Annotated in this window: 22 protein-coding genes; 18 read left to right on the forward strand and 4 right to left on the reverse strand. The window is 72.0% G+C overall.

The window, feature by feature from the left end; genetic code table 11:
* Position 1 precedes the first annotated feature (1 nt).
* From E4622_RS06615 to E4622_RS06660, 10 genes are all read left to right on the forward strand, one after another.
* Positions 2 to 1,009 carry a hypothetical protein gene (locus E4622_RS06615; RefSeq protein ID WP_134739225.1) on the forward strand — a complete coding sequence of 336 codons (1,008 nt, stop codon included), beginning with the start codon at positions 2 to 4 and terminating at the stop codon, positions 1,007 to 1,009.
* 92 nt (positions 1,010 to 1,101) lie between these two features.
* The gene (gene pafA / locus E4622_RS06620; protein WP_134739226.1) at positions 1,102 to 2,463 is read left to right on the forward strand and encodes a Pup--protein ligase; all 1,362 of its coding nucleotides are present in this window, start codon (positions 1,102 to 1,104) and stop codon (positions 2,461 to 2,463) included.
* Positions 2,464 to 2,619: 156 nt separating this feature from the next.
* Entirely contained in the window at positions 2,620 to 3,555 is a 936-nt protein-coding gene (locus E4622_RS06625) for an FKBP-type peptidyl-prolyl cis-trans isomerase (RefSeq protein ID WP_134739227.1), read from the forward strand.
* A gap of 71 nt (positions 3,556 to 3,626) precedes the next feature.
* Positions 3,627 to 4,595, forward strand: coding sequence for a WYL domain-containing protein (locus tag E4622_RS06630; RefSeq protein WP_134739228.1), 969 nt, complete (start codon positions 3,627 to 3,629; stop codon positions 4,593 to 4,595).
* Complete coding sequence (locus E4622_RS06635; protein ID WP_134739229.1) at positions 4,592 to 5,578, forward strand: WYL domain-containing protein; 987 nt, start codon at positions 4,592 to 4,594, stop codon at positions 5,576 to 5,578. Before E4622_RS06630 ends, E4622_RS06635 begins: the two co-directional genes overlap by 4 nt.
* A 36-nt stretch (positions 5,579 to 5,614) precedes the next feature.
* Positions 5,615 to 5,956, forward strand: coding sequence for a twin-arginine translocase TatA/TatE family subunit (gene tatA, locus E4622_RS06640; RefSeq protein ID WP_134739230.1), 342 nt, complete (start codon positions 5,615 to 5,617; stop codon positions 5,954 to 5,956).
* Between the two features lie 28 nt (positions 5,957 to 5,984).
* Positions 5,985 to 6,821 (forward strand): twin-arginine translocase subunit TatC, encoded by an 837-nt coding sequence (gene tatC / locus E4622_RS06645; RefSeq protein ID WP_134739231.1) that lies wholly within the window; start codon positions 5,985 to 5,987, stop codon positions 6,819 to 6,821.
* Positions 6,818 to 7,213 (forward strand): hypothetical protein, encoded by a 396-nt coding sequence (locus E4622_RS06650; protein WP_134739232.1) that lies wholly within the window; start codon positions 6,818 to 6,820, stop codon positions 7,211 to 7,213. The genes tatC and E4622_RS06650 overlap by 4 nt, the downstream gene beginning before the upstream one ends.
* Before the next feature lie 15 nt (positions 7,214 to 7,228).
* Positions 7,229 to 8,107, forward strand: coding sequence for a YegS/Rv2252/BmrU family lipid kinase (locus tag E4622_RS06655; protein WP_134739233.1), 879 nt, complete (start codon positions 7,229 to 7,231; stop codon positions 8,105 to 8,107).
* 101 nt (positions 8,108 to 8,208) lie between these two features.
* Positions 8,209 to 10,959 (forward strand): DEAD/DEAH box helicase, encoded by a 2,751-nt coding sequence (locus E4622_RS06660; protein WP_245155933.1) that lies wholly within the window; start codon positions 8,209 to 8,211, stop codon positions 10,957 to 10,959.
* Positions 10,960 to 11,209: 250 nt separating this feature from the next.
* On the opposite strand, the gene E4622_RS06665 is transcribed toward E4622_RS06660, so the two are convergent.
* The gene (locus E4622_RS06665) at positions 11,210 to 11,869 is read right to left on the reverse strand and encodes an SDR family oxidoreductase (RefSeq protein WP_134739235.1); all 660 of its coding nucleotides are present in this window, start codon (positions 11,867 to 11,869) and stop codon (positions 11,210 to 11,212) included.
* A gap of 34 nt (positions 11,870 to 11,903) precedes the next feature.
* Positions 11,904 to 12,833, reverse strand: a complete 930-nt coding sequence (locus E4622_RS06670) for a 5'-3' exonuclease (protein ID WP_348536975.1) — start codon at positions 12,831 to 12,833, stop codon at positions 11,904 to 11,906.
* Between the two features lie 41 nt (positions 12,834 to 12,874).
* Here E4622_RS06670 and E4622_RS06675 point away from each other — a divergent pair, with 41 nt between their 5' ends.
* Positions 12,875 to 13,330: an Lrp/AsnC family transcriptional regulator gene (locus E4622_RS06675; protein WP_134739236.1), complete on the forward strand. Its 456-nt coding sequence runs from the start codon at positions 12,875 to 12,877 to the stop codon at positions 13,328 to 13,330.
* Positions 13,331 to 13,447: 117 nt separating this feature from the next.
* Here the strand turns inward: E4622_RS06675 and E4622_RS06680 are convergent, their stop codons facing one another.
* On the reverse strand, positions 13,448 to 14,920 hold the full coding sequence (locus E4622_RS06680) for a lysine 2,3-aminomutase (protein WP_134739237.1): 1,473 nt from the start codon (positions 14,918 to 14,920) through the stop codon (positions 13,448 to 13,450).
* A 150-nt stretch (positions 14,921 to 15,070) separates the two neighbouring features.
* Between E4622_RS06680 and E4622_RS06685 the strand changes: the two genes are divergently transcribed.
* The 7 genes from E4622_RS06685 (at position 15,071) to E4622_RS06715 (ending at position 22,099) form a co-directional block, all read left to right on the forward strand.
* Positions 15,071 to 16,117: an L-erythro-3,5-diaminohexanoate dehydrogenase gene (locus E4622_RS06685; protein WP_134739238.1), complete on the forward strand. Its 1,047-nt coding sequence runs from the start codon at positions 15,071 to 15,073 to the stop codon at positions 16,115 to 16,117.
* Positions 16,114 to 17,688, forward strand: a complete 1,575-nt coding sequence (locus E4622_RS06690; protein WP_134739239.1) for a lysine 5,6-aminomutase subunit alpha — start codon at positions 16,114 to 16,116, stop codon at positions 17,686 to 17,688. Before E4622_RS06685 ends, E4622_RS06690 begins: the two co-directional genes overlap by 4 nt.
* On the forward strand, positions 17,685 to 18,488 hold the full coding sequence (locus tag E4622_RS06695) for an OAM dimerization domain-containing protein (protein ID WP_245155910.1): 804 nt from the start codon (positions 17,685 to 17,687) through the stop codon (positions 18,486 to 18,488). Before E4622_RS06690 ends, E4622_RS06695 begins: the two co-directional genes overlap by 4 nt.
* On the forward strand, positions 18,488 to 18,883 hold the full coding sequence (locus E4622_RS06700; RefSeq protein ID WP_134739240.1) for a hotdog domain-containing protein: 396 nt from the start codon (positions 18,488 to 18,490) through the stop codon (positions 18,881 to 18,883). Before E4622_RS06695 ends, E4622_RS06700 begins: the two co-directional genes overlap by 1 nt.
* A 404-nt stretch (positions 18,884 to 19,287) precedes the next feature.
* A complete protein-coding gene (gene lnt, locus E4622_RS06705) occupies positions 19,288 to 20,826 on the forward strand; it encodes an apolipoprotein N-acyltransferase (protein WP_134739241.1) in 1,539 nt (512 codons plus the stop codon).
* Entirely contained in the window at positions 20,823 to 21,593 is a 771-nt protein-coding gene (locus E4622_RS06710) for a polyprenol monophosphomannose synthase (protein ID WP_209021799.1), read from the forward strand. Before lnt ends, E4622_RS06710 begins: the two co-directional genes overlap by 4 nt.
* A complete protein-coding gene (locus E4622_RS06715; protein WP_134739242.1) occupies positions 21,590 to 22,099 on the forward strand; it encodes an FxsA family protein in 510 nt (169 codons plus the stop codon). Before E4622_RS06710 ends, E4622_RS06715 begins: the two co-directional genes overlap by 4 nt.
* 106 nt (positions 22,100 to 22,205) lie before the next feature.
* Here E4622_RS06715 and E4622_RS06720 read toward each other — a convergent pair whose 3' ends face one another.
* Positions 22,206 to 22,592 (reverse strand): RNA polymerase-binding protein RbpA, encoded by a 387-nt coding sequence (locus E4622_RS06720; RefSeq protein ID WP_134739243.1) that lies wholly within the window; start codon positions 22,590 to 22,592, stop codon positions 22,206 to 22,208.
* Between the last annotated feature and the right edge of the window lie 107 nt (positions 22,593 to 22,699).

The raw sequence follows: 22,699 nt of genomic DNA on the forward strand, positions 1-22,699 counted from the left end.
CATGTCCGAGGACGAGAGGGCCCGCCAGGCGATGGCTCGCGCCGTCGACGAGGCCGTGCGGGCGTGCGGCGCCGAGCTGGGGGAGGTCAGGCTGGCCGGGTCGAGGCGCGTCAGCTTCGGGCTGTACCGGCCTGAGACCGGCGGCGACGAGGTAGCCGAGCTGCTGCTCGACCTGGCCGCCTGGCTGTTGGTCCTGCCGCCAGGGGCGGTGTTCACGCACCTGACCGGGGCGTGGCTGCGGGGCTGGACGCTGCCCAAGGTCCCCGAGGGGGTGCCGGTGTTCGCCGCCGTACGTCGCGAGCAGCGGAGGCCGCGGCGGCCGGGCCTGCTGTGCTCCCGCCTGGTGGGGGAGCCCTCCTACGAACTGCGCCACGGCCTCCCGGTCGAGTGCCCCGAGGAGATCCTGCTGCGCGCCGCCCGGGACCTCGGGGTCATGGACCTCGTGATCATGATCGACTCGGCCCTGCACCTGGGCGACATCGACGTCGACCGGATGGAGGCGCTGCTCCAGAGTCGTCGACCCGGCGTACGGCAGCTGCGCACCGCCTGGCTGCTCGCCGACGGCGCCACGGAGTCGGCTGGGGAGTCGGTCCTGCGGCTCTTCCACCGAGCCATCGGCGTGGCGGTGGAGCCTCAGGTGGAGGTGATCGACGACGACGGCCGCCCGCTCGGGCGCGTCGACCTGCTCGTGACCGGCACCCGGTCGGCCCACGAGTACGACGGTGAGCACCACCGCGACAAGGTGCAGCAGCGCACCGACCTGCGGCGCGAGCGCGGCCTGGGGGCGACGTACGTGCGGCGCGGCTTCACCCTCGACGACCTGCTGAACCACCCCGCCACGACCATGCACGAGATCGACCGGGCACTGGGCAGGGCGCACCGCAGTGCCCGGTTGACGCGCTGGCGGGTGCTGGTGAGCAACTCGATGTACTCCGACTCCTGCCGGCGCCGACTGCTGCTGCGGTGGCAGCGCGCCACGGGGGTCATCGACTGGTTCGCCGTCGCCTGAGGCGCCGCTCGTTGCGGTTTGGGACCAAACCGCAACCGCGCCGCACGGTGAATGAGCGGACGTGTGGACAGGCGCCCCGTAGGGTTTGTCTCGTGGACCGGCGGATCTTCGGCATCGAGAACGAGTACGGCGTCACGTGCACGTTCAAGGGTCAGCGCCGCCTGAGCCCGGACGAGGTCGCCCGCTACCTGTTCCGCAAGGTCGTCAGCTGGGGGCGCTCCAGCAACGTCTTCCTGCGCAACGGAGCCCGGCTCTACCTCGACGTCGGCAGCCACCCCGAGTACGCCACCCCCGAGTGCGACGACATCGCCGAGCTCGTGACCCACGACAAGGCGGGGGAGCGGGTCCTCGAGGGCCTGCTGCTCGACGCCGAGCAGCGGCTGCACGACGAGGGGATCCAGGGCGAGATCTACCTGTTCAAGAACAACACCGACTCCGCCGGCAACTCCTACGGCTGCCACGAGAACTACCTGGTCGGTCGGGCGGGGGAGTTCAGCCGGCTCGCGGACATCCTGATCCCGTTCCTGGTGACCCGTCAGATCGTGGTGGGGGCCGGCAAGATCACCCAGACCCCGCGCGGGGCGTCGTTCTCGGTCTCCCAGCGCGCCGAGCACATCTGGGAGGGCGTCAGCAGCGCCACGACGCGCAGCCGGCCGATCATCAACACCCGCGACGAGCCGCACGCGGACGCGGAGAAGTACCGGCGCCTGCACGTCATCGTCGGTGACTCCAACATGAGCGAAACCACCACGATGCTCAAGGTGGCCAGCTGCGACCTGGTGCTGCGCATGATCGAGGAGGGCGTGGTGATGCGCGACCTCACGATGGAGAACCCGATCCGCGCGATCCGCGAGATCTCCCACGACGTGACCGGGCGCCGCAAGGTGCGCCTGGCCAACGGTCGGGAGGCCAGCGCCCTGGAGATCCAGGGGGAGTACCTCTCCAAGGCCCGTGACTTCGTCGACCGTCGCCAGATCAGCACTCCGCTGATCGAGCGTGCCCTGGACCTGTGGGAGCGCGGCCTGAAGGCCGTGGAGTCCGACGACCTCGGCCTCGTCGACCGCGAGATCGACTGGGTCATCAAGTGGAAGCTCATCGACCGCTACCGCGCCAAGCACGGACTGCCGCTCGGCCACCCCCGCATCGCCCAGCTCGACCTGGCCTACCACGACATCCACCGCGGGCGCGGGCTCTACTACCTGCTGGAGAAGCGGGGCGCGGTGGCCCGGGTCTCGACGGACCTGAAGATCTTCGAGGCCAAGTCGGTGCCGCCGCAGACCACCCGGGCGCGACTGCGCGGCGAGTTCATCCGCAAAGCCCAGGAGCGGCGGCGCGACTTCACCGTCGACTGGGTGCACCTCAAGCTCAACGACCAGGCCCAGCGCACCGTGCTGTGCAAGGACCCCTTCCGGGCCTACGACGAGCGCGTGCAGCGCCTCATCGACGGCATGTGACCCTGCGGTTTGGTCACCAACCGCAGGTCTGGTGGCCTCCGGCCTGCGGTCTGTGACCAAACCGCAAGGGCGACACCACCCGCGCCTTGGGGATCTCTCAGTGACGGCTTGTAGGGTGACCGCGCCGTAACGCTCCGCTTCCGAAGGTGAAAATTCGTGCTCTCACGCCGTCGTCCTGCCGCCACCCTGGCTGTCTCCGTCGTCCTGCTGTCCGCCCTCGCGGCGTGCGGTGACGACACCGCCGACGAGCCGGAGGGTCTCGACGGGCTGGCCGCGGTGGAGATCTCCGGGGACTACGGCAAGGAGCCGGAGGTCACCTGGAAGGACCAGATGACGGCCGAGGACGTCGACGTGAAGGTCCTCAGCGAGGGCGACGGGGAGAAGGTCGCCGACGGCGACCAGGTCCTGGTCAACTTCTGGGTCGGCAACGGCTTCACCGAGAAGAAGACGTTCAGCACCTACGACGAGGGCGGTGCGCCCGAGACCGTCCCGATCACCGACGAGGTCTCCCCGATCTTCAAGGACTCCCTCGTGGGCCAGACGATCGGCTCGCGCATCGCGGTGACCGCCTCGGCCGAGGACGCCTTCGGCGAGAGCGGCAACCCCGGTCTGCAGATCGGCAACCGCGACACCGTGCTGCTGATCTTCGACCTCATGGAGGCTCCCGAGCCGCCCAAGCTCGTCGACGTGCCGGCCCGGCGCCAGCCGAAGGTCATCGAGCGCAAGGGCGAGCCGGTGCGGATGAACTTCGACGGCATCAAGGCCCCGTCCGCCGAGGGCCCGCTGCTGCGCACGATCGTCAAGCAGGGCAAGGGCGCCACCGTCACCGAGGACATGAGCCTGACGGTCAACTACCTCGGCTCGGTCTACGGCAAGAAAAAGCCCTTCGACGAGTCCTACTCCAAGGAGCCGGCCACCTTCGAGCTGACCGGCGTCGTCGCCGGCTGGACCCAGGGCCTCGCCGGCGTCAAGGTCGGCAGCCGCGTGCTGCTGACCATCCCGCCGGTCCTCGGCTACGCCGCGCAGGAGCAGGCCGGCATCCCGGCCAACAGCACCCTGTACTTCGTCGTCGACATCATCTCGGCCAAGTAGCCTCGCAGTACGTCCAGCCAGCCCCCGGTAGCAAGGAGCGAGGAGCAACGATCGTGGAGGGGACCGCCGCCGTGAACGAGCGCAAGAGCGAGCGGCTGCTCAACCTGCTGATCATGCTCCTCGTCCAGCGCCACTTCGTCGCCAAGGACCGCATCCGCACCCTGCTCTACCCGGGGTCCTCGCGCGACGCCTTCGAGAAGATGTTCGAGCGCGACAAGGAGGAGCTGCGCAGCCTCGGCGTCCCGATCGAGGTCGGGCAGATGGACGCGTTCTTCGCCGACGAGCCGGGCTACCGGATCCGCCCCGACGAGTTCGCACTGCCCGACATCGCGCTCGAGCCCGACGAGGCGGCCATCATCGGCCTCGCCACCAAGGTCTGGCAGCACGCCCGCCTGGCCGAGGCGACGACCGACGTCGTCCGCAAGCTGACCGCGCTCGGTGTCCCCGTCGACGTCTCGGCCCTCGACATCGTCCAGCCCCGGCTCAGCGCCGACGAGCCGTCGTTCGACGTCTTCTTCGAGGCGGTGCAGGAGCGCAGCGCGGTGGAGTTCGACTACGTCCGGTCCGGCCAGAGCGAGGTGACCCGCCGTCGCCTGCACCCGTGGGGCGTGGCTCGCTACGCCGGCCGCTGGTACGTCGTCGGGCACGACCTCGACCGCGACGCCGAGCGCCTGTTCCGGCTCTCCAGGGTCCAGGGCAAGGCCCGCAAGGTCGGTCCCGCGGGCGCCTACGAGGTCCCGCCCGGCACCGACGTCGGCGAGGTCGCCCGTCGTCTCGCGCCCGCCCCGCGCCTCGAGCGCGCGGTCGTCCTGGCCCGCGCCGGCACCGGCGTGCCCCTGCGCCGCGAGGCCTCCGAGATCACCACCGCCGTCGTCGGCCCGGACGACCGCACCCTGTGGGACCGGCTGGTCGTCACCCGCAGCGCCATCGGCCTGGCCGACGAGCTGCTGGGCTACGGCGCCGACGTCTACGTCGAGGAGCCGGCCGAGCTGCGCGACGAGCTCGTCGAGCGACTGAGCGCCGTCGGGGGTGCCGCATGAGCCACACACCGGCGGGGGCCAAGGACCAGGTGGCGCGGCTGCTGACGCTGGTGCCGTTCCTGCACACCCACGGCCAGGTCCGCATCGACACCGCCGCCGCCGCGCTCGGGGTGCCGGAGGAGCAGCTGGTCACCGACCTCAAGGTGCTGCTGATGTGCGGGCTGCCCGGCGGCTACCCCGACGACCTCATCGACGTCGACCTGGACGCCCTGGAGGCCGGCGTCATCCGGGTGTCCAACGCCGACTACCTCGCCCGCCCCCTGCGGCTCACTCCCACCGAGGCGAGCGCGATCATCGTGGCCCTCCGCGCCCTGCGCAGCGGCGCCAAGGACGACACCCGCGAGGTCGTCGACCGGGCCCTGGCCAAGCTCGAGGCGGCCGCTGCCCAGGGCTCCGGCGCCCCCCAGATCGACCCCGGCGTCAACGCCGCCGACGCCGACCAGGCGCTGCTCGCCGTACGCCTGCGCGACGCGGTCGACCGAGGCCGCCAGGTCCGTCTCACCTACTACGTGCCTGCGCGCGACGAGGAGTCGGTGCGCGTCGTCGACCCGCACGGCGTGATCACCCACGGCGGGCTGACCTACCTCGACGCGTGGTGCCACAGCGCCGAGGCGCCCCGGCTCTTCCGCCTGGACCGCATCGCAGCCGCGGAGACCCTCACCACGCCGGTCTCCCGGCCCGACACCGAGCCCCGCGACCTGGGCGACGGGCTGTTCACGTCGTCCTCGCAGACCACGCCGGTCACGCTGCGGCTGCGGCCCGAGGCCCACTGGGCCACCGAGTACTACCCGATGGACGCGATCCGTCCCCAGGACGACGGCACGCTCGAGGTGGACCTGCAGGTCGCCGACGAGCGCTGGCTGACGCGGCTGCTGCTGCGCCTGGCCCCGCACGCCGACGTCGTGGCCCCTGCCGGCTACGGCGAGGCGTTCATCGCCGCCGCACAGGACGCCCTCAGGCTCTACTCACGGCCCCCGGCGTAGGCTGGGATCCAACGCACCCCGACGAATGAGGTCCCGATGCTCTACCCACTGATCGGTATGCCGGCTGGAGCCGAGTGGCTCGTCATCCTGGCCATCGTCATCCTGGTGTTCGGTGCGGCCAAGCTGCCCGCCCTGGCCCGCAGCACCGGCCAGTCGCTGCGCATCTTCAAGGCCGAGACCAAGGGCCTGCGCGACGACGACGACCCGACCGAGCCCACGCCGCCTGCGACGCCGGCCGCCGAGCTCCCGGAGGCCACCAGGCCCGTCACCCCGCCCGTCACGCCCCCGGCGATGACCCCCGTGGAGCCGCAGGCCGTCGACCCCATGCCCGGCACCACGGAGCACCAGACGCCCCACAACGGCCCCCGCAACGCCTGAGCCTCGGGCGGCCTGAGAGCATCGCCGGGTGTCCATCTCCGGCCTGGTCCAGCTGTTCGTCGGCACCCCGGTCCACCCGGTCGGCGAGGACGGCCGGATGGCGCTGTCCGACCACCTGCGAGAGCTGCGCGCCCGGATCCTGAAGGGCACCCTGGTGGTCCTGATCGGGCTGGGCGTCGCCCTGATCTTCTTCGACCAGCTCTACGACCTGGTCTACGACCCCTACCTCCGCGCCCAGCGGAAGCTGCCGGAGGGGAGCACCGTCGGCACGACGGGCGGCCCCGGCGGCGGCCTGATGCTCTACCTCAAGCTCTGCGGCCTCGCCTCGGTCGTGTGCACCAGCCCGTTCTGGCTCTACCAGATCTGGGCGTTCATCCTCCCCGGCCTGCACGCCAAGGAGAAGCGCTGGTCGCGGATCTTCGTCGCCATCGCAGGGCCGCTCTTCGCGGTGGGGATCCTGCTCGGCTACGTCACCCTGCCCAAGGGCCTGGAGATCCTGATCGGCTTCAACCCACCGGGGCTGACGAACCTCGTCGACTTCAACGACTACCTCACGTTCTTCAGCCGCACCCTGCTGGTCTTCGGCATCGCCTTCGAGATCCCGCTGTTCGTCGTGCTGCTCAACCTCGCCGGCGTGGTCTCCGGCAAGAGCCTGGGCGCCCACCGGCCCTGGATCATCGTGGGGGTGTTCGTCTTCGCCGCGATCGCGACGCCGTCGGCCGACCCGTTCACGATGACGTTCATGGCCGTCCCGATGGTGCTGCTCTTCCTGCTCGCCGAGCAGATCGCCCGCTACAACGACCGCCGCCGCGCCCGCCGCGACCCCCACGCCGGGCTGTCGCCCGACGAGGCCTCGGCGCTGTGACCGCGGGCGAGGCCGCCGAGGTGGACCCCTTCGACCTGCCCGGCTGGCTCGGGGAGGCCGAGGTCACCTGGTCCACCGACGAGGGGCTGCGCGCCGGCCACCTGGTCGCCGGGCGCCTGACCGGCGCCGGGGAGGAGCTGCCCTGCGACCTGCTCGCCGTCGACGAGGCCTACCCGCAGCCGGTCACCGACACCGCCCTGCGCTCCCGCGCCCACCAGGCCTGGCGCCACGGCCAGCTCCACCTGGCGTCGTACGGCGGGCGCCTCACCCTGCTCGTGCCCGGCACCGGCTTCGACGCCGACCGGGTCCTCGAGGCGCTGGCCCGCCTGGCGATGGCGGTGGGCGCCGCGCCGGAGCGCTACGCCGTGCACCTCCGGATCGGCAGCCGGTAGCACTAGGCTCCGAGGGTGGCCGCCACCCGGACGATCGCGCTCCTGGCGAACCCCACCGCGGGCGGCGGCAAAGGCGCCAGCAGGGCCGGTGCCGCCCTCGAGCGCCTGCGCAGCCAAGGGCACCACGTCCAGGCGCTCCAGGGACGGGACGCCGACGAGGCGCTGGACATCGCCCGGGCCGCCGTCGCCGACGGCGTCGACGCCCTGGTGGTCGTGGGCGGCGACGGCATGGTCCACCTCGGGGTGCAGGCGGTGGCCACGACCGGCGTACCGCTCGGCGTGGTCCCGGCCGGCACCGGCAACGACGTGGCCCGCTACGTCGACCTGCCGCGCACCGACCCGGTGGCCGCCGTCGACCGGTTGCTCGCCTGGCGGCCCCGCACGCTGGACCTCGCCGTGAGCCAGGGGCGCTACTTCACCACCGTCATGGCCGCCGGCTTCGACGCGGTCGTCAACGAGCGGGCCAACCGGATGGCCTGGCCGAAGGGCCAGATGCGCTACAACCTCGCCACCCTCGCCGAGCTGCGCACCCTGAAGCCGATCGACTACATCCTCGACCTGGACGGCACGGCTCTCCGCGTCCCCGCGGTCCTGGTCGCCGTCGGCAACGGACCGTCGTTCGGTGGCGGGCTGCGCATCGCGGAGGGGGCGCTGCTCGACGACGGGCTCCTCGACGTCGTCGTGATCAAGCCGATCGGCCGCCTGGAGCTGGTGCGCACCTACCCGCGGCTGTTCCGCGGCACCCACACCAGCCATCCGCAGTACGAGCGGCACCGGGTCCGGCGGGTCACGGTTGCGGCGCCTGGCATCGTGGGGTACGCCGACGGGGAGCGGTTCGGACCGCTGCCCCTCACCATCGAGAGCGTTCCGGGAGCCCTGATCCTGCTGTCATGACCACCTCCGACCAGTCGTCCGCCCGTCCGGGCCGGGGCGCCGACCTGACGCCCGCCGACGCCGCTCACGCCGAGCTGGGTCCCGCCGAGCGCTACGCCGCCATGCGCCGCGACCGCAAGCACCCGGTGCTGCGCGACTTCGCCGCCCACTACGACTTCCCGCTCGACGACTTCCAGGTCCGGGCCTGCCGCGAGATCGAGGACGGCCGCGGCGTGCTCGTCGCCGCCCCGACGGGCTCGGGCAAGACGATCGTCGGGGAGTTCGCGATACACCTGGCGCTCGCGACCGGGCGCAAGGCCTTCTACACGACGCCGATCAAGGCCCTGTCCAACCAGAAGTTCCACGACCTGGTCGACCGCTACGGCGCCGACCAGGTGGGCCTGCTCACCGGCGACAACACGATCAACGGCGAGGCGCCGATCGTCGTGATGACCACCGAGGTGCTGCGCAACATGCTGTACGCCGGCTCGCGCACCCTGCTGGGCCTGGGGTTCGTGGTGATGGACGAGGTGCACTACCTCGCCGACCGCGCGCGCGGCGCCGTCTGGGAGGAGGTGATCATCCACCTGCCGGAGTCGGTGGCCCTGGTCTCCCTGTCCGCCACGGTCTCCAACGCCGAGGAGTTCGGGGAGTGGCTGGCCACCGTGCGCGGCGAGACGACCACGATCGTGGAGGAGCGCCGCCCGGTGCCGCTCTACCAGCACGTGATGGTCGGCCGGCGGCTGCTCGACCTGTTCGCCTCCTCCGACGTCGACGCCGCGGCCGGCTTCGTCAAGGAGGGCGCCCCCGTCAACGACGAGCTCAACCGGATCGCCCGCGACGACTGGGCCTCGGCGCGCATGAAGGACCGCCGTACGCCGAAGGGGAGCAGGGGTCGCTCGGGCGGGCCCCGGCAGGTCGGCAACGGTCGGCGGGTGTGGATCCCCAGCCGCGCGGACGTCATCGAGCGCCTCGACCGCGAGGGGCTGCTGCCGGCGATCGTGTTCATCTTCAGCCGGGTGGGCTGCGACGCGGCGGTGACCCAGTGCCTCAGCGCCGGAGTGCGGCTCACGACGCCGGAGGAGCGCGACGAGATCGTGGCGTTCGTCGAGGCCAGCTGTCGCGACCTGCCTGAGGACGACCTGCACGTGCTGGGCTACCACGACTTCCTCGACGGGCTGAGCCGCGGCGTCGCGGCGCACCACGCCGGCATGCTGCCGGCGTTCAAGCAGTGCGTGGAGGAGCTCTACGTGCGCGGGCTGTGCAAGGTGGTCTTCGCGACCGAGACGCTCGCGCTCGGCATCAACATGCCGGCGCGCACGGTCGTCATCGAGAAGCTGTCGAAGTGGAACGGCGAGACGCACGCCGACATCACGCCGGGGGAGTACACCCAGCTCACCGGCCGCGCCGGCCGCCGTGGCCTGGACGTCGAGGGCCACGGCGTCGTGCTGTGGCAGCCGGGGATGAACCCCCGCGAGGTGGCCGGGCTGGCCTCCACCCGGACCTACCCGCTGCGGTCGTCGTTCCGCCCGTCGTACAACATGGCCGTCAACCTGGTGCACCAGTTCGGGCGCGAGCGCAGCCGCGAGCTGCTGGAGCAGTCGTTCGCGCAGTTCCAGGCGGACAAGGCAGTGGTGGGCCTGGCGCGGCAGCTGCGCAAGGCCGAGGACGCGCTGGACGGCTACGTCGAGGCGGCCACGTGCCACCTCGGGGACTTCATGGAGTACGCCGGGCTGCGCCGGGCCATCAGCGACGCCGAGAAGAACGCCAGCCGGGCGCGTCGCTCGGACCGCCGCGAGGAGGCGCTGGCCTCGCTGGGGCGGCTCAAGGTGGGCGACGTCATCCAGGTGCCAGCGGGCAAGTTCGCCGGGTTCGCCGTGGTCGTCGACCCGGGCTACTCGCCCGAGGGGCCCCGACCGTACGTCGTGACGGCCGACCGGCAGGCCCGGCGGTTGGCGATGATCGACTTCCCGGTGCCGGTCGAGGCGCTGACGCGCCTGAAGGTGCCCAAGAGCTTCAGCGCCCGCAACCCGCAGATGCGCCGCGACCTGGCGGCCGCGCTGCGCTCGCGCACCCACGACCTGACGCCGCCGCCGTCGACCACCGGTCGTCGCGTCGACGGCGGCCTGCCGCCGGCCGTGGCCGACGAGATCGACGCGCTGCGCGCCGAGCTCAAGGCCCACCCGTGCCACGCGTGTCCCGAGCGCGAGGACCACGCGCGGTGGGCGGAGCGGTGGTTCAAGCTGCACCGCGACGCCGCGACCCTGAGGCGGCGCGTCGAGCAGCGCACCAACACCGTCGCGCGCCAGTTCGACCGGGTGTGCGAGGTGCTCTCGGCCCTCGACTACCTCGCCGACGACGAGGTCACGCCGCGCGGGCGTCACCTGATGCGGCTCTACTCCGACATGGACCTGGTCGCCGCCGAGTCGCTGCGCCGTGGCCTGTGGGACGACCTCACGCCCTCCGAGCTGGCAGCGGTGCTCTCCACCCTGGTCTTCGAGGCTCGACGCCCGGACGACGCGCGGTCCCCGCGCCTGCCCGGCGGCGCGGTCAAGGAGGTCGTCGCGGAGATGGTGCGCCTGTGGGCCGAGCTCGACGAGCTCGAGCGCTCCCACCACCTGGACTTCCTGCGCCAGCCCGACCTCGGCTTCGCCTGGATCGCCTACCGCTGGGCCGAGGGCGACGACCTGGACGAGGTGCTCGGCGGCTCCGAGCTCGCCGCGGGTGACTTCGTGCGCTGGATGAAGCAGCTGCTCGACCTCGCCGGCCAGGTCGCCGACGCCGCCGGCGACTCACCCCTGCGCCACACCGCCCGCACCGTCGTCCGCACCCTGCGCCGCGGCGTCGTCGCCTACTCCGGCCTCGCCGACTGACGGTGCCACGAGGGCCGTCGGCCCTGCGGTTTGGTCACCAACCGCACGTTTCGGGGCCGGGAATCTGCGGTCTGTGACCAAACCGCAGGGTGTTCGGGTGTCGCCGGCCAGGTGGCGACCCAGCCGAGTCCGGCGGCGCTCGTCAACCTTCTTGGCCGACCGAGCGTCGCCGCCCCTGCGGTTTGGTCACCAACCGCACGTTTCGAGCCCGAGGACCTGCGGTCTGTGACCAAACCGCAGGGGTCCCGCGTCAGCCGGCGGCCGCGGCGAGGGCGTCGTGGACGAGCGTGTCGCCGTTGACCAGGTCCCACTGGTGACCGGCGGCGGCGTCGTGGTCGAGCACGGCGGCGACGACCGCGGCAACGTCCGCCCGGGTCACGTCGCCGTGCGTGAGGCCCTCACCGAGCGTGACCAGGCCGGTGGCCGGGTCGTCGGTCAGACGACCGGGGCGGATGATCGTCCACGCCAGGTCGCTGTCGCGCAGGGCGGCGTCGGCGTCGCGCTTGGCGGTGACGTAGGCGGCCCAGACCTCGGCGGTGTCCGCGGGCAGCGGCTCGTCGACGCCGATCGCGGAGACCTGCACGAACCGGGAGATCCCGGCCTGCTTGGCGCCCTGGATCGACTTCAGGGATCCCTCGAGGTCGACGGTGCGCTTGCGCTCGATGTTGCCGTCGGGGCCTCCGCCGGCGGCGAACACCACCGCGTCGCAGCCCTCGAAGGCAGCGGCGAAGTCGCCGGCGCCCTGCTGCTCGAGGTCGAGCAGCCGCACCTCGGCGCCGCGGCTCTCGAGTTCCTCGCGGTACTCCTCCCGGCGTACCAGCGCCACCGGCGTGTGCTCGGCACGGCGCAGGATGGTCAGCAGATGACGGGCCACGGCTCCGTGGCCCCCGACGATGGCGATGCGGGACATGTCCCCACCGTACGTCGCACCCGGAGGCCGCGGGTCAGCCGGACAGGACCGCCAGGAGGCGCTGCGTCGGGCTCTCCAGGCCGTAGCGCTGGGCCAGCTCGGCCACGGCCGCCGGGTCGGCGGGAGTGCGCGGCAGCGCCCAGCCGCCACGCTTGAGGTCGATGTCGCGCGCGACCGCGACGACGGTCGGGGCCACCGCCAGGTAGTCGGCCGCCGCCTTGATCTTGCCGCGGGGCCCCGGCCCGAGGTCGGTCTCGGGGTCGTGCGCGGCCGCGATGATGCCGTCCATGTCACCGAAACGGCCGAGCAGGGTCGCGGCTGTCTTCTCGCCGACGCCGGGCACGCCCGGGAGGCCGTCGGAGGCGTCGCCGCGCATGGTGGCGAAGTCGGCGTACTGCCGCGCGTCGATGCCGTACTTGGCGCGCACCCACTCGTTGGTGACCTTCTCGTGGTTGCCGACGCCGCGGGCGATGTAGAGCACCCGCACGTCGGTGTCGTCGTCGACCAGCTGGAACAGGTCGCGGTCACCGGTCACGATGTCGACCGGCTGGCCGGCGCCGGTGGCGAGGGTGCCGATGACGTCGTCGGCCTCGTAGCCGTCCGCCCCGATCACACGGATGCCGAACGCCGCCAGCACCTCCAGGATGATCGGGACCTGGACCTGCAGCGGGTCGGGGACCTCCTCGACGTCCGGCGCGGTGGCGACCTCCTCGACCACGCGGTGGCCCTTGTACGACGGCAGCAGGTCGACGCGCCACTGCGGGCGCCAGTCGTTGTCCCAGCAGCAGACCAGGTCGGTGGGGCGGTACTGGTCGACCAGGCGCGAGATGAAGTCCATCAGTCCGCGCACGGCGTTGACCGGGGTCCCGTCGGGGCCGGTGATCTCCGGGACCCCGTAGAAGGCGCGGAAGTACATGGACGCGGTGTCGAGGAGCATGAGGCGGCCGTTCTGCGGGCTGGTCACGCCGGGCATCCTGCCACGCCGCAAGCACTAGTCTGTGCCGCGTGGCAGCCACCGACCTCGAGGCAACCGACCGGAAGATCCTCGAACTCCTGGCCCGCGACGGGCGGATGTCCTTCACCGACCTCGGGAAGGCGACCGGCCTGTCCACCTCGGCGGTCCACCAGCGGGTCAAGCGGCTCGAGCAGCGCCGCCTGATCCTCGGCTACGGCGCGACGATCAACCACGACGAGATCGGGCTGCCGCTGACGGCGTTCATCTCGATCCGGCCGATCGACCCCTCCCAGCCAGACGACTGCCCCGAGCGCCTGCGCCACATCCCCGAGATCGAGTCGTGCTGGTCGGTGGCGGGGGAGGAGTCCTACATCCTCAAGATCCGGGTGCCGACCCCCGCGGACCTGGAGGACCTGCTGGCGCGGGTCCGCGCCGCGGCCAACGTCTCCACCCGCACCACGATCGTGCTGTCCACGCCGTACGAGAACCGCCCCGTCACCGGCTGAGCCGCGGGGCTCGTCGTCTCGCACCCCTTGCGGTTTGGTCACAAACCGCAGGTTCTGGGGCCTCGGACGTGCGGTTGGTGACCAAACCGCAGGGGTGACGAGCCGACGGACCGACCCTCAGTAGGCCTGCAGGGCGGCCATGCGGCGGGAGGCCTCGGCGACCTCGGCCGCCTTGAGGGCGGAGGTGTCGAGGTCGCCGTGCTCGGCCCACCACGCCTGGCCCTCGGCGGGCAGGGTGTGGATGGGGTCGTAGTACTCGTAAGTCTTCGACAGCGCGTCGGACTGGGTGGCCTCGATGGACGTGCGGTAGTTCTTCGTCCAGTGCGAGATGCCGCGGACCTCGTCGTACGACGCCAGCTGGTGCACCCAGCGCTTGCCGACGAACGGCACGTCGCACACGATCCGCGGCGTGGCGAAGCCGGGGAGGTAGCCCATGATGTGGTGCTGGAGCCGCTGGGCGTCCGCGACCGAGACCCGCCAGTGCTCCGAGTACGGGATCATGTCGCACATGTAGAAGTAGTAGGGCATGATCTGCGCGCCGTCGAGCAGGCGGAAGCACAGGTCGAGCAGGGCGTGCGGGTCGGCGTTGACGCCGTTGAGCAGGACCCCCTGGTTGCGGACGTCGCGGATGCCGGCGTCGAGCATCGCGCGCGTCGCCTCGGCGACCAGCGGCGTGATCGAGTTGGCGTGGTTGGCGTGGGTGTGGATCGCGATCGAGACCCCGCGCTCGCGCGCCACGCCGGCGACCCGCTCGACGCCGGCGCGCACCTCGGGCTGCAGCCAGTGCTGGGGGAGGCCCACCAGCGCCTTCGTGGCCAGGCGGATGTCGCGGATGTTGTCGATCTCGAGCAGCCGGGTCAGGAAGTCCTCGAGCCGGGGCCACGGCATGTTGGCGACGTCGCCGCCGGAGACCACCACGTCGCGCACCTGGGGCGTACGCCGCAGGTAGTCCATCATCGAGTCGAGCCGGTCGACGGGCTTGGCGGTGAACTTGAGCTTCTCGATCACCGGCGTGGAGTTGCCGACCAGGTCCATGCGGGTGCAGTGGCCGCAGTACTGGGGGCACGTCGGCAGCAGCTCGGCCAGCACCTTGGTCGGGTAGCGGTGGGTCAGGCCCTCGGCCACCCACATGTCGTGCTCGTGCAGGGAGTCGCGCGTGGCGTGGGGATGCGAGGACCAGTCGGTGCGGCGGTCGGAGAACACCGGGATCATGTAGTGGCGCACCGGGTCGGCGTAGAGCTCCTCGGTGAACGACCCCGGGCCGGCGGGCACGGCCTGCGGCAGCATCGTGTTCATCATCTGCGGCGGCACCAGCATCGACATCGTCGCGCGCTCGGCCTGGTCGCGCTCCAGGTCGGCGTAGAAGCGCTCGTCGACGAGGTCGCCCATCAGCTCGCGCAGCTGCCTGACGTTCTTGACGCAGTGGGCACGCTGCCACTGCACGGAGGCCCACTCCTCGGCGGTGACGTCCTTCCACCCGGGGAAGCGGGTCCAGTCGGGCTCGACGAGCTCCACCCGCTGGTAGGGGTAGGGCTGGCCGGCCTCCAGTGAGAGTCCCGACGAGGGAGGGAGGGAGGTGTCGATGCTCATGGGTGCTCCGGGGTGTGGGTCGGGCGGCGGCGCGTCGGTTGTGGGCCACGCCACTGTCCTGCGTAGACTACGTGGAGATCATTCGGTCTGCACATCGCCACACCGCACAATTTCCTGAACATCTCGCGCAACGACGGAGGACAGCCCGACATGACGGTTCGTGACGCCGATCCGACCGGCCTGCACCGGGTCCTCGACGACACCGTCGTGCTCCCGCAGGCGGCCGCTCGCCTCGACACCCGCCCCGAGCTGTGGCCCGACGAGGTCCGCATCCGCGTCGAGCGGCTCAACCTCGACGCCGCCTCGTTCCGGCAGCTGGAGCGTGCGCACACCGTCGGGGGACGGGTCGACCGTGAGGCGCTGCGCGCCGAGGTCCTCGACATCGTCGCGACCCGCGGCAAGATGCAGAACCCCGAGACCGGCTCCGGCGGCATGCTCGTCGGCGTCGTCGAGGAGGTCGGGCCGGCCTCGCCGCTCGGCCTGAGCGTCGGTGACCGGGTCACCACCCTGGTTTCCCTGACGCTCACCCCGCTCGTCATCGAGGACGGGCTGGCCGGCTGGGACGCCCGCGACGAGCAGGTCCCGTGCGACGGCTACGCCATCCTGTTCGGCCGCTCGATCGCCGCGGTCATCCCCGACGACCTCCCGGCCGGGCTCAGCCTCTCGGTCATGGACGTCTGCGGCGCCCCGGCGCTCACCGCACGCGTCGTGGCCGGATACGCCGACGCCACCGTCGCCGTCATCGGCGGTGGCGGCAAGTCCGGTTCGCTGAGCCTGGCTGCCGCCCGGCAGGCCGGCGCCCGCCACCTCGTCGGCGTCGTCCCCCACGAGGAGGAGGCCTCCCGCCTGCGCGCCTCGGGGCTGGCCGACGAGGTCGTCGTCGCCGACGCCCGCAACCCCGTCGCCCTGCGCGAGGCCGTCGAGAAGGCGGGAGGACCGGCCGACGTCACCGTCGTGTGCGTCGACGTGCCCGGCTGCGAGGGCGGCGCGATCCTGGCCACCGCCGACCGCGGCACCGTCATCTTCTTCTCCATGGCCACCTCGTTCTCCGCCGCCGCACTCGGGGCGGAGGGGTTGGCCGCCGACGTCACGATGCTCGTCGGCAACGGCTACGTCCCCGGGCACGCCGCCTACGCCCTGCAGCTCCTGCGCGAGTACGACGGCGTCCGCTCGCTCTTCGAGAGCCGGCTCGGATGAGCCGCCGGCCACGCGGCAAGCTCGACCTCGACCCCGCCACCGTCAAGCAGGCCCGGGCGCTGGCCCGCAAGGTCGGCCGCCCCATCGTCACGACCGCCAAGAAGCACACGACCGTCGCCGTGGAGCGGGCCACCCTGCGCCTGGCCGGCCTCGAGGGCGCCGACGCCGAGGGCACGCCGTGGGTCAACCGGCTCATGGACGTCGTACGCGCCGACACCGGCCTCGAGCACGGCGTCGCCCTGCCCGTCTGGGACGCCCTGGCCCGGGGCGAGGCCGCCGACCTCGTGACCCTCGCGCAGAAGGCCTCGGCCGGCTCCGTGACGTTCCGACTCCCCGAGGGTCGCGACGCCACGCGGGCCCGCACCGCGTCGCGCAAGCAGGTGGGCCGCGGCATCAAGCGCATCGACCAGCGCCGCGTCGAGCGCGACCGGATGATCAAGCGCCAGGGCGACGCGCCGCGCACGCCGTGGATCTACCTCATCGTGGCGACCGGCGACATCTACGAGGACATCCCGCAGGCCCAGCAGGCCGCGCGCGAGGGCGCCGACGTCATCGCCGTCATCCGCTCCACGGGCCAGAGCCTGCTCGACTACGTGCCGGAGGGGGCCACCCGCGAGGGCTTCGCCGGCACCTACGCCACGCAGGAGAACTTCCGCCTGATGCGCGCGGCGCTCGACCAGTCCGGCAAGGAGCTGGGACGCTACATCCGGCTGACCAACTACGCCTCGGGGCTGTGCATGCCCGAGATCGCGGCGCTCGCCGGCATGGAGCGCCTCGACATGATGCTCAACGACTCGATGTACGGGATCCTCTTCCGCGACATCAACCCGGTCCGTACCTTCGTCGACCAGCGCTTCAGCCGCCAGGTCCACGCCCGCGCCGGCATCATCATCAACACCGGCGAGGACAACTACCTCACCACCGCCGACGCGATCGAGGCCGCCCACACGGTCACGACCAGCCAGCTGCTCAACGAGTACTTCGCCAAGGAGGCCGGGCTCGAGGACTGGCAGCTGGGGCTGGGCCACGCCTTCGAGATCGACCCCGAGGTGCCCGACTCCTTCCGCATGGAGCTCGCCCACGCCCTGCTGGCGCGCGAGCTCTTCCCCGACGCGCCGCTGAAGTGGATGCCGCCGACGCGCCACATGACCGGCGACGTGTTCCGCGGCTACCTCCTCGACGGGTTCTTCAACCTGGTCGGTGCCCTCACCGGGCAGGGGATCCTGCTGGTCGGCATGATGACCGAGGCCGTCGTCACGCCCTGGATCTCCGACCGTGACCTGGCGCTGCAGAACGTCCGCTACGTCATGAACGCCGCCGGCGAGCTGCACCGCGACTTCCGCCCCGAGCCGGACGGGTTCATCGTCACCCGCGCCAACCAGGTGCTGGGGGAGTCGCTGGAGCTGATGGGCCGCATCCTCGAGCACGAGCACGGGCTGCTCGACGCGATCGCCGACGGCACCTTCGGGCTGATGAAGCGCCCCGCCGACGCCGGTCGCGGCCTCGACGGCGTCGCCAAGAAGTCCAGCGTCTACTACAACCCGGCGTCCGAGATCCTGGAGGAAGCGTGAGCGAGCCCGTGCCTACCGCTGGTTTCGAGACAGGCGCTAGCGCGCCTTCCTCAACCACCGGCGAGATCGTGCGGCCCTACGGCGACACCACGGGCGACGGGATGGTGCAGATCAGCTTCACGCTGCCGATTCCACACTCCAAGGTCGCCGAGGGCGCGGCGGCGCAGCTGGCCAACAAGATGGGCATGGACCCCGCGCTCGTGGTGCACGCCAAGCCCATGGGACCCGGCTTCACCTTCTTCGTCGTCTACGGCCGGGTCCACCACCTCGTCGACACCAGCAAGGTCGTGGTCGTCGAGCGCGACTACCCGTTGCTCACGCCCAAGGAGGCCAACGCCGCGATCAAGCGCGCGCTGCGCCGCCGGCTCACCGTTGTCGGCGCCTGCATCGGCACGGACGCCCACACCGTCGGCATCGACGCGATCCTCAACATCAAGGGCTTCGCCGGCGAGAAGGGCCTGGAGTACTACCGCGAGCTCAAGGTGGTCAACCTCGGCGCGCAGGTCTCCGTGCCGCAGCTGGTCGAGCGGGCCCGGGCCGAGAAGGCCGACGCCGTCCTGGTCTCCCAGGTCGTCACCCAGCGCGACGCCCACTTGCTCAACACCCGCGAGATGTCGGCGGCGTTCCGCGAGTCCTACCCCTCCGACCGGCGCCCGCTGCTGATCGTGGGCGGCCCCCGCTTCGACGAGGCGATGGCCGGCGAGCTCGGCGTGGACCGGGTGTTCAGCCGCGGCACGACGCCCGGCGAGGTGGCCTCCTACCTCGTCCACCAGCTCACCACCCAGCGGAAGGCCTCCTGATGACCGAGTCCCACGACGACCGGGTGGGCACCCGCGTGGTGCACCGTCGCTACGTCCCGTACTCCCACGCCCACTACGCCGGCAACCTCGTCGACGGCGCCTACAGCCTCGGCCTGTTCGGCGACGTGGCCACCGACATGTGCATCCGCACCGACGGCGACGAGGGCCTGTTCGCCTCCTACACCGACGTCCAGTTCCGCGCGCCCGTGCGCGCCGGCGACGTGCTGGAGGTGACCTGCGAGCTGGTGCGCGCCGGCACCCGGTCGCGCGTCATGGACTTCGCCGTCCACGTCGTGGCCCGCGGCGCGGCCACCCTGGACAACCCGGGCGCCGCCGAGGTGCTGGTCCCGCCGGTCGTCGCCACCACGGCCACCGGCACGGTCGTCGTCCCCTGACCGGCGTGCCGCCGCACGACACGCCGTGCGCCGGTGAATTTTGCACAAGTTCTGCCGCGCGTGGTCGTCACTCCTGACCTGCGAATTCTCGCGTTCCCGCAGGTCACAGGCCGCTTGACACCTACCGGCTCCGGAGCCAGAGTCGCTGCGTCCGCCCACGCAGTCGTGGCCGGCGTACCGACGTCCGAGTGGCCGGGTCGGAGGGTGAAGGCGCCACTCACCTGTCCGACGTGGTTCGCGGAGGTCGGTACGCCCCTACGAGGGCGGACCCGGAAGGGCCCCTCGCCCCCTAGACAACGTCCTGGCCCCGGCAGCCGGTCGTGACGGGGACGGCCGACGGGGCCGGGGGCCCCTCCGGACCTGCTCGGCGGCGGCGCCTCGGGGGACCCGGTAGTTTTCACCCTGTGCTGCAGCGGACCCTCCTTGCGCTGGCCGCCGGCCTGCTGCTCTCCGTGGCGTTCGAGCCCGTGGCCTGGCCCGTCGTCGTCCCGGTGGCCGTGGCCGGCTTCGTCCTGAGCACCCGCGGGCTGCTGGCCCGCTCGGGGTGGGTGCCGGGCCTGGCCTTCGGCGTCGCCTTCTACTTCACCCACATCTGGTGGATGCGCGACTCCATCGGCCCCGACGCCTGGGCGGCGCTGTCGGGCATCGAGGCGCTCTTCTACGGCGCCCTCGGCTCCGTGACGGCGGTGCTGCACCGCCGGCGCCTGTGGCCGCTGTGGGCGGCGTGCGCCTGGGTGAGCATGGAGGTGGTCCGCAGCGGGTGGCCCTTCAGCGGCATGCCGTGGGGCCGGCTGTCGTTCGCGGTCGTCGACACCCCGGTGGCACCCGCGCTGGCCTACGTCGGCGCGGTCGGGGTCAGCCTGCTGCTGGCGGCCCTGGGCTGCCTGCTCGCGTGGACCGTCCAGGCCCCCGGGCGCACCCGGCTCGCCGCCGGCGGCGCGGCCGTCGGGCTGCTGGCGCTGACGCTGCTGCCCGCGCTCGCGCCGTACGAGCTGGAGCGCTCGGGCTCGGCGACCGTGGCCGCGGTGCAGGGCGACGTGCCCGGGCCCGGCAACGACATCCTCTACGACTTCGAGCAGGTCACCCAGAACCACGTCGACGCGACCGTCGACCTCGCCGAGCAGGTCGCCTCCGGGGCCGCGCCCCAGCCGGACTTCGTGCTGTGGCCGGAGAACTCCACCGCGAGCGACCCGTTCTCCGACGCCACGGTCAACGCCGGCATCCGGGAGGCGACCACCGCGATCGGGGTGCCGGTCGTGGTCGGCGGCATCGTCGACGCCGGGCCCGACCACGTGCTCAACCAGGGCATCGTGTGGGACCCCGAGACCGGGGCGGGGGAGCGCTACACCAAGCGGCACCCGGTGCCGTACGGCGAGTACATCCCCTTCCGCAAGTACCTCTCCGGCACGTTCGGCAAGCTGGCGATGATCCCGCGCGACATGCTCAGCGGCACCCGCGTGACCCCCCTGGACGTGGCCGGCATCCGCATCGCGGACTCCATCTGCTTCGACATCGCCTACGACGACGGCATCTACGACCAGGTGACGCGCGGCGCGGAGCTCCTCACGGTGCAGACGAGCAACGCCAGCTTCATCTTCACCGACCAGATCGACCAGCAGTTCGCGATGACGCGGCTGCGCGCGGTCGAGACCGGCAAGTGGCTCGTGGTGGCGTCCACCAACGGGATCTCCGGGATCATCTCGCCCGACGGTGACGTCGTGGCCACCGCCGACCCGCGCACCAGGGCGGTGCTGCTGGAGGAGGTCGGCCTCATGGACGGCGTCACCCCCGGGGTGCGCCTGGCGCCGTGGATCTCGCGGGCGTGCGCGGTGCTGACCGTGGTGGGCGTCCTCCTGGGCCGGCTCCCGTATCGTCGGAGGCCCAGCACCGCGGGCGCCCTGCCCGCGCCGGTCGAGCCCACCAGGGACGAGGTACTGACATGAGCGTCGACGACCTCGGACGCGTCGTGATGGTCGTGCCGACCTACAACGAGGCCGACAACCTGCCCTGGATCATCCAGCGGCTGCGCCGCGCGCAGCCGGACGTGGACGTGCTCGTGGTCGACGACCGCTCCCCGGACGGCACCGGCGAGATCGCGGACGCCCTCGCCGCGCAGGACCCGCAGGTGCGCGTGCTCCACCGCGCCACCAAGGCGGGCCTGGGGGCGGCGTACGTCGAGGGCTTCGGATGGGCCCTCGAGCAGGGCTACGACGTCATCGGCGAGATGGACGCCGACGGCTCGCACCAGCCCGAGCAGCTGCACCGGCTGCTGGCGGCGCTGCGCGAGGCGGACCTGGTCGTGGGCGCCCGGTGGATCCCGGGGGGGTCGGTGGTCAACTGGCCGTGGACGCGCCAGGCGCTCTCGCGCGGCGGCAACCTCTACGTCCGGCTGCTGCTGGGCATCCCCGTGCGCGACGCGACGTCGGGCTTCCGGCTCTTCCGGCGCAGCACCCTGGAGAAGATCGACCTCCGCGCGGTGCGCTCCACCGGCTACGTCTTCCAGACCGACCTCGTGACGCGGGCCCTGCACGCCGGCCTGACCGTGCGCGAGGTGCCCATCGAGTTCGTGGAGCGGGTGCGCGGTGACTCCAAGATGACCGGCGACGTGGCACGGGAGTCCCTGCTGCGGATCACGCAGTGGGGTGTGGCCGAGCGGACCCAGCAGGTACGCCGTGCCGTGCGGCGTCGTCCTCGGGGGGCGGGCCGATGAGCCCGCAGCGCCGCCGCGGCCTCGGCGGGCTGCTGGTCCTGGCGCTGGTCGTCGTGCCGCTGCTCGAGATCTTCGTCCTGATCCAGGTGGGGCAGGTCATCGGCCCGTGGTGGACGATCCTGCTGCTCGTCGTGGACAGCATCATCGGCGGCTGGCTGATCCGGCGTGAGGGCGCGCGCGCCTGGAGGTCGCTGAACGCCGCGATCGGGAGCGGCAAGATGCCCGCCCGCGAGCTCGCCGACGGGGCGTTGATCCTCATCGGCGGGACCCTGATGCTCAGCCCCGGCTTCGTGACGGACCTCCTCGGCATCCTGCTGATCCTGCCCGTGACCCGCCCCGCGTTCCGCCGGCTGCTCACCACCTTCGCCACCCGCCGGGTCGTCGTGGCGACCACGCGCCGGGCCGCCACGCGCGGCACGGGTGCCGGTCCGCAGGGACCGGGGGCGCCCGGCGGAGCGGGCGGTGACGTCGTCCAGGGTGACGTCGTCGACGACCCGCCCCGCTGACTCACCCCGCTGGGCTCGCCTCGTGGTGTGGCCGGTGCGGACGGCGGCGTACATGAAACGCCCCGACCCGGCAGTGCCGGATCGGGGCGTCACGTGCGTCGAGCCGTCAGGCCGTGGCCTTGCGCTTCTTCGCGTTGGCGCGGTGGAGATGGGCAGGGCCGATCTCGCCTCCGCGCAGCAGGTCCAGGCGCTCCTTGAGGATGTCCTCGAGCTCCTTCTCGGAACGACGCTCGAGGAGCATGTCCCAGTGGGTGCGCGCCGGCTTCTCGGCCTTCTCGACCTTCTCGATGCCGTCGGTGCTGAGCCCCTCGGCGCCGCAACGCGGGCACTCCCAGATAGCCGGCACGTCGGCCTCGACCGACATGGTGATCTCGAACACGTGCCCCTGAGGGCACCGGTAACCGACCTGCTGCCGGGCAGCGAACTCGATCCCGCGCTCGTCCTCGAAGCTCTGGCCTCCGAGCCGTGCGCCACGCAGTGTGCGCTCCGCCATTGAGGCACCTCCAAACTAGTGTTTCCCCCGTGGAATTTCTTATGGGCCTTATACCCACTACGCAGGCCGGTGAATCCCGGTCTGGACCGTGGGGGGTCGGGTCCGTA

Source organism: Nocardioides sp. 503, from assembly GCF_004522095.1.
Lineage (GTDB): Bacteria > Actinomycetota > Actinomycetes > Propionibacteriales > Nocardioidaceae > Nocardioides.

Excerpts from the sequence above, each read along its gene's own strand:
- E4622_RS06615 (WP_134739225.1), top strand. The coding sequence starts at position 2 with ATGTCCGAGGACGAGAGGGCCCGCCAGGCGATGGCTCGCGCCGTCGAC.
- E4622_RS06635 (WP_134739229.1), top strand. The coding sequence starts at position 4,592 with ATGAGCCACACACCGGCGGGGGCCAAGGACCAGGTGGCGCGGCTGCTG.
- tatA (WP_134739230.1), top strand. The coding sequence starts at position 5,615 with ATGCTCTACCCACTGATCGGTATGCCGGCTGGAGCCGAGTGGCTCGTC.
- E4622_RS06660 (WP_245155933.1), top strand. The coding sequence starts at position 8,209 with ATGCGCCGCGACCGCAAGCACCCGGTGCTGCGCGACTTCGCCGCCCAC.
- E4622_RS06665 (WP_134739235.1), bottom strand. The coding sequence starts at position 11,869 with ATGTCCCGCATCGCCATCGTCGGGGGCCACGGAGCCGTGGCCCGTCAT.
- E4622_RS06680 (WP_134739237.1), bottom strand. The coding sequence starts at position 14,920 with ATGAGCATCGACACCTCCCTCCCTCCCTCGTCGGGACTCTCACTGGAG.
- E4622_RS06685 (WP_134739238.1), top strand. The coding sequence starts at position 15,071 with ATGACGGTTCGTGACGCCGATCCGACCGGCCTGCACCGGGTCCTCGAC.
- E4622_RS06690 (WP_134739239.1), top strand. The coding sequence starts at position 16,114 with ATGAGCCGCCGGCCACGCGGCAAGCTCGACCTCGACCCCGCCACCGTC.
- E4622_RS06700 (WP_134739240.1), top strand. The coding sequence starts at position 18,488 with ATGACCGAGTCCCACGACGACCGGGTGGGCACCCGCGTGGTGCACCGT.
- E4622_RS06710 (WP_209021799.1), top strand. The coding sequence starts at position 20,823 with ATGAGCGTCGACGACCTCGGACGCGTCGTGATGGTCGTGCCGACCTAC.
- E4622_RS06715 (WP_134739242.1), top strand. The coding sequence starts at position 21,590 with ATGAGCCCGCAGCGCCGCCGCGGCCTCGGCGGGCTGCTGGTCCTGGCG.
- E4622_RS06720 (WP_134739243.1), bottom strand. The coding sequence starts at position 22,592 with ATGGCGGAGCGCACACTGCGTGGCGCACGGCTCGGAGGCCAGAGCTTC.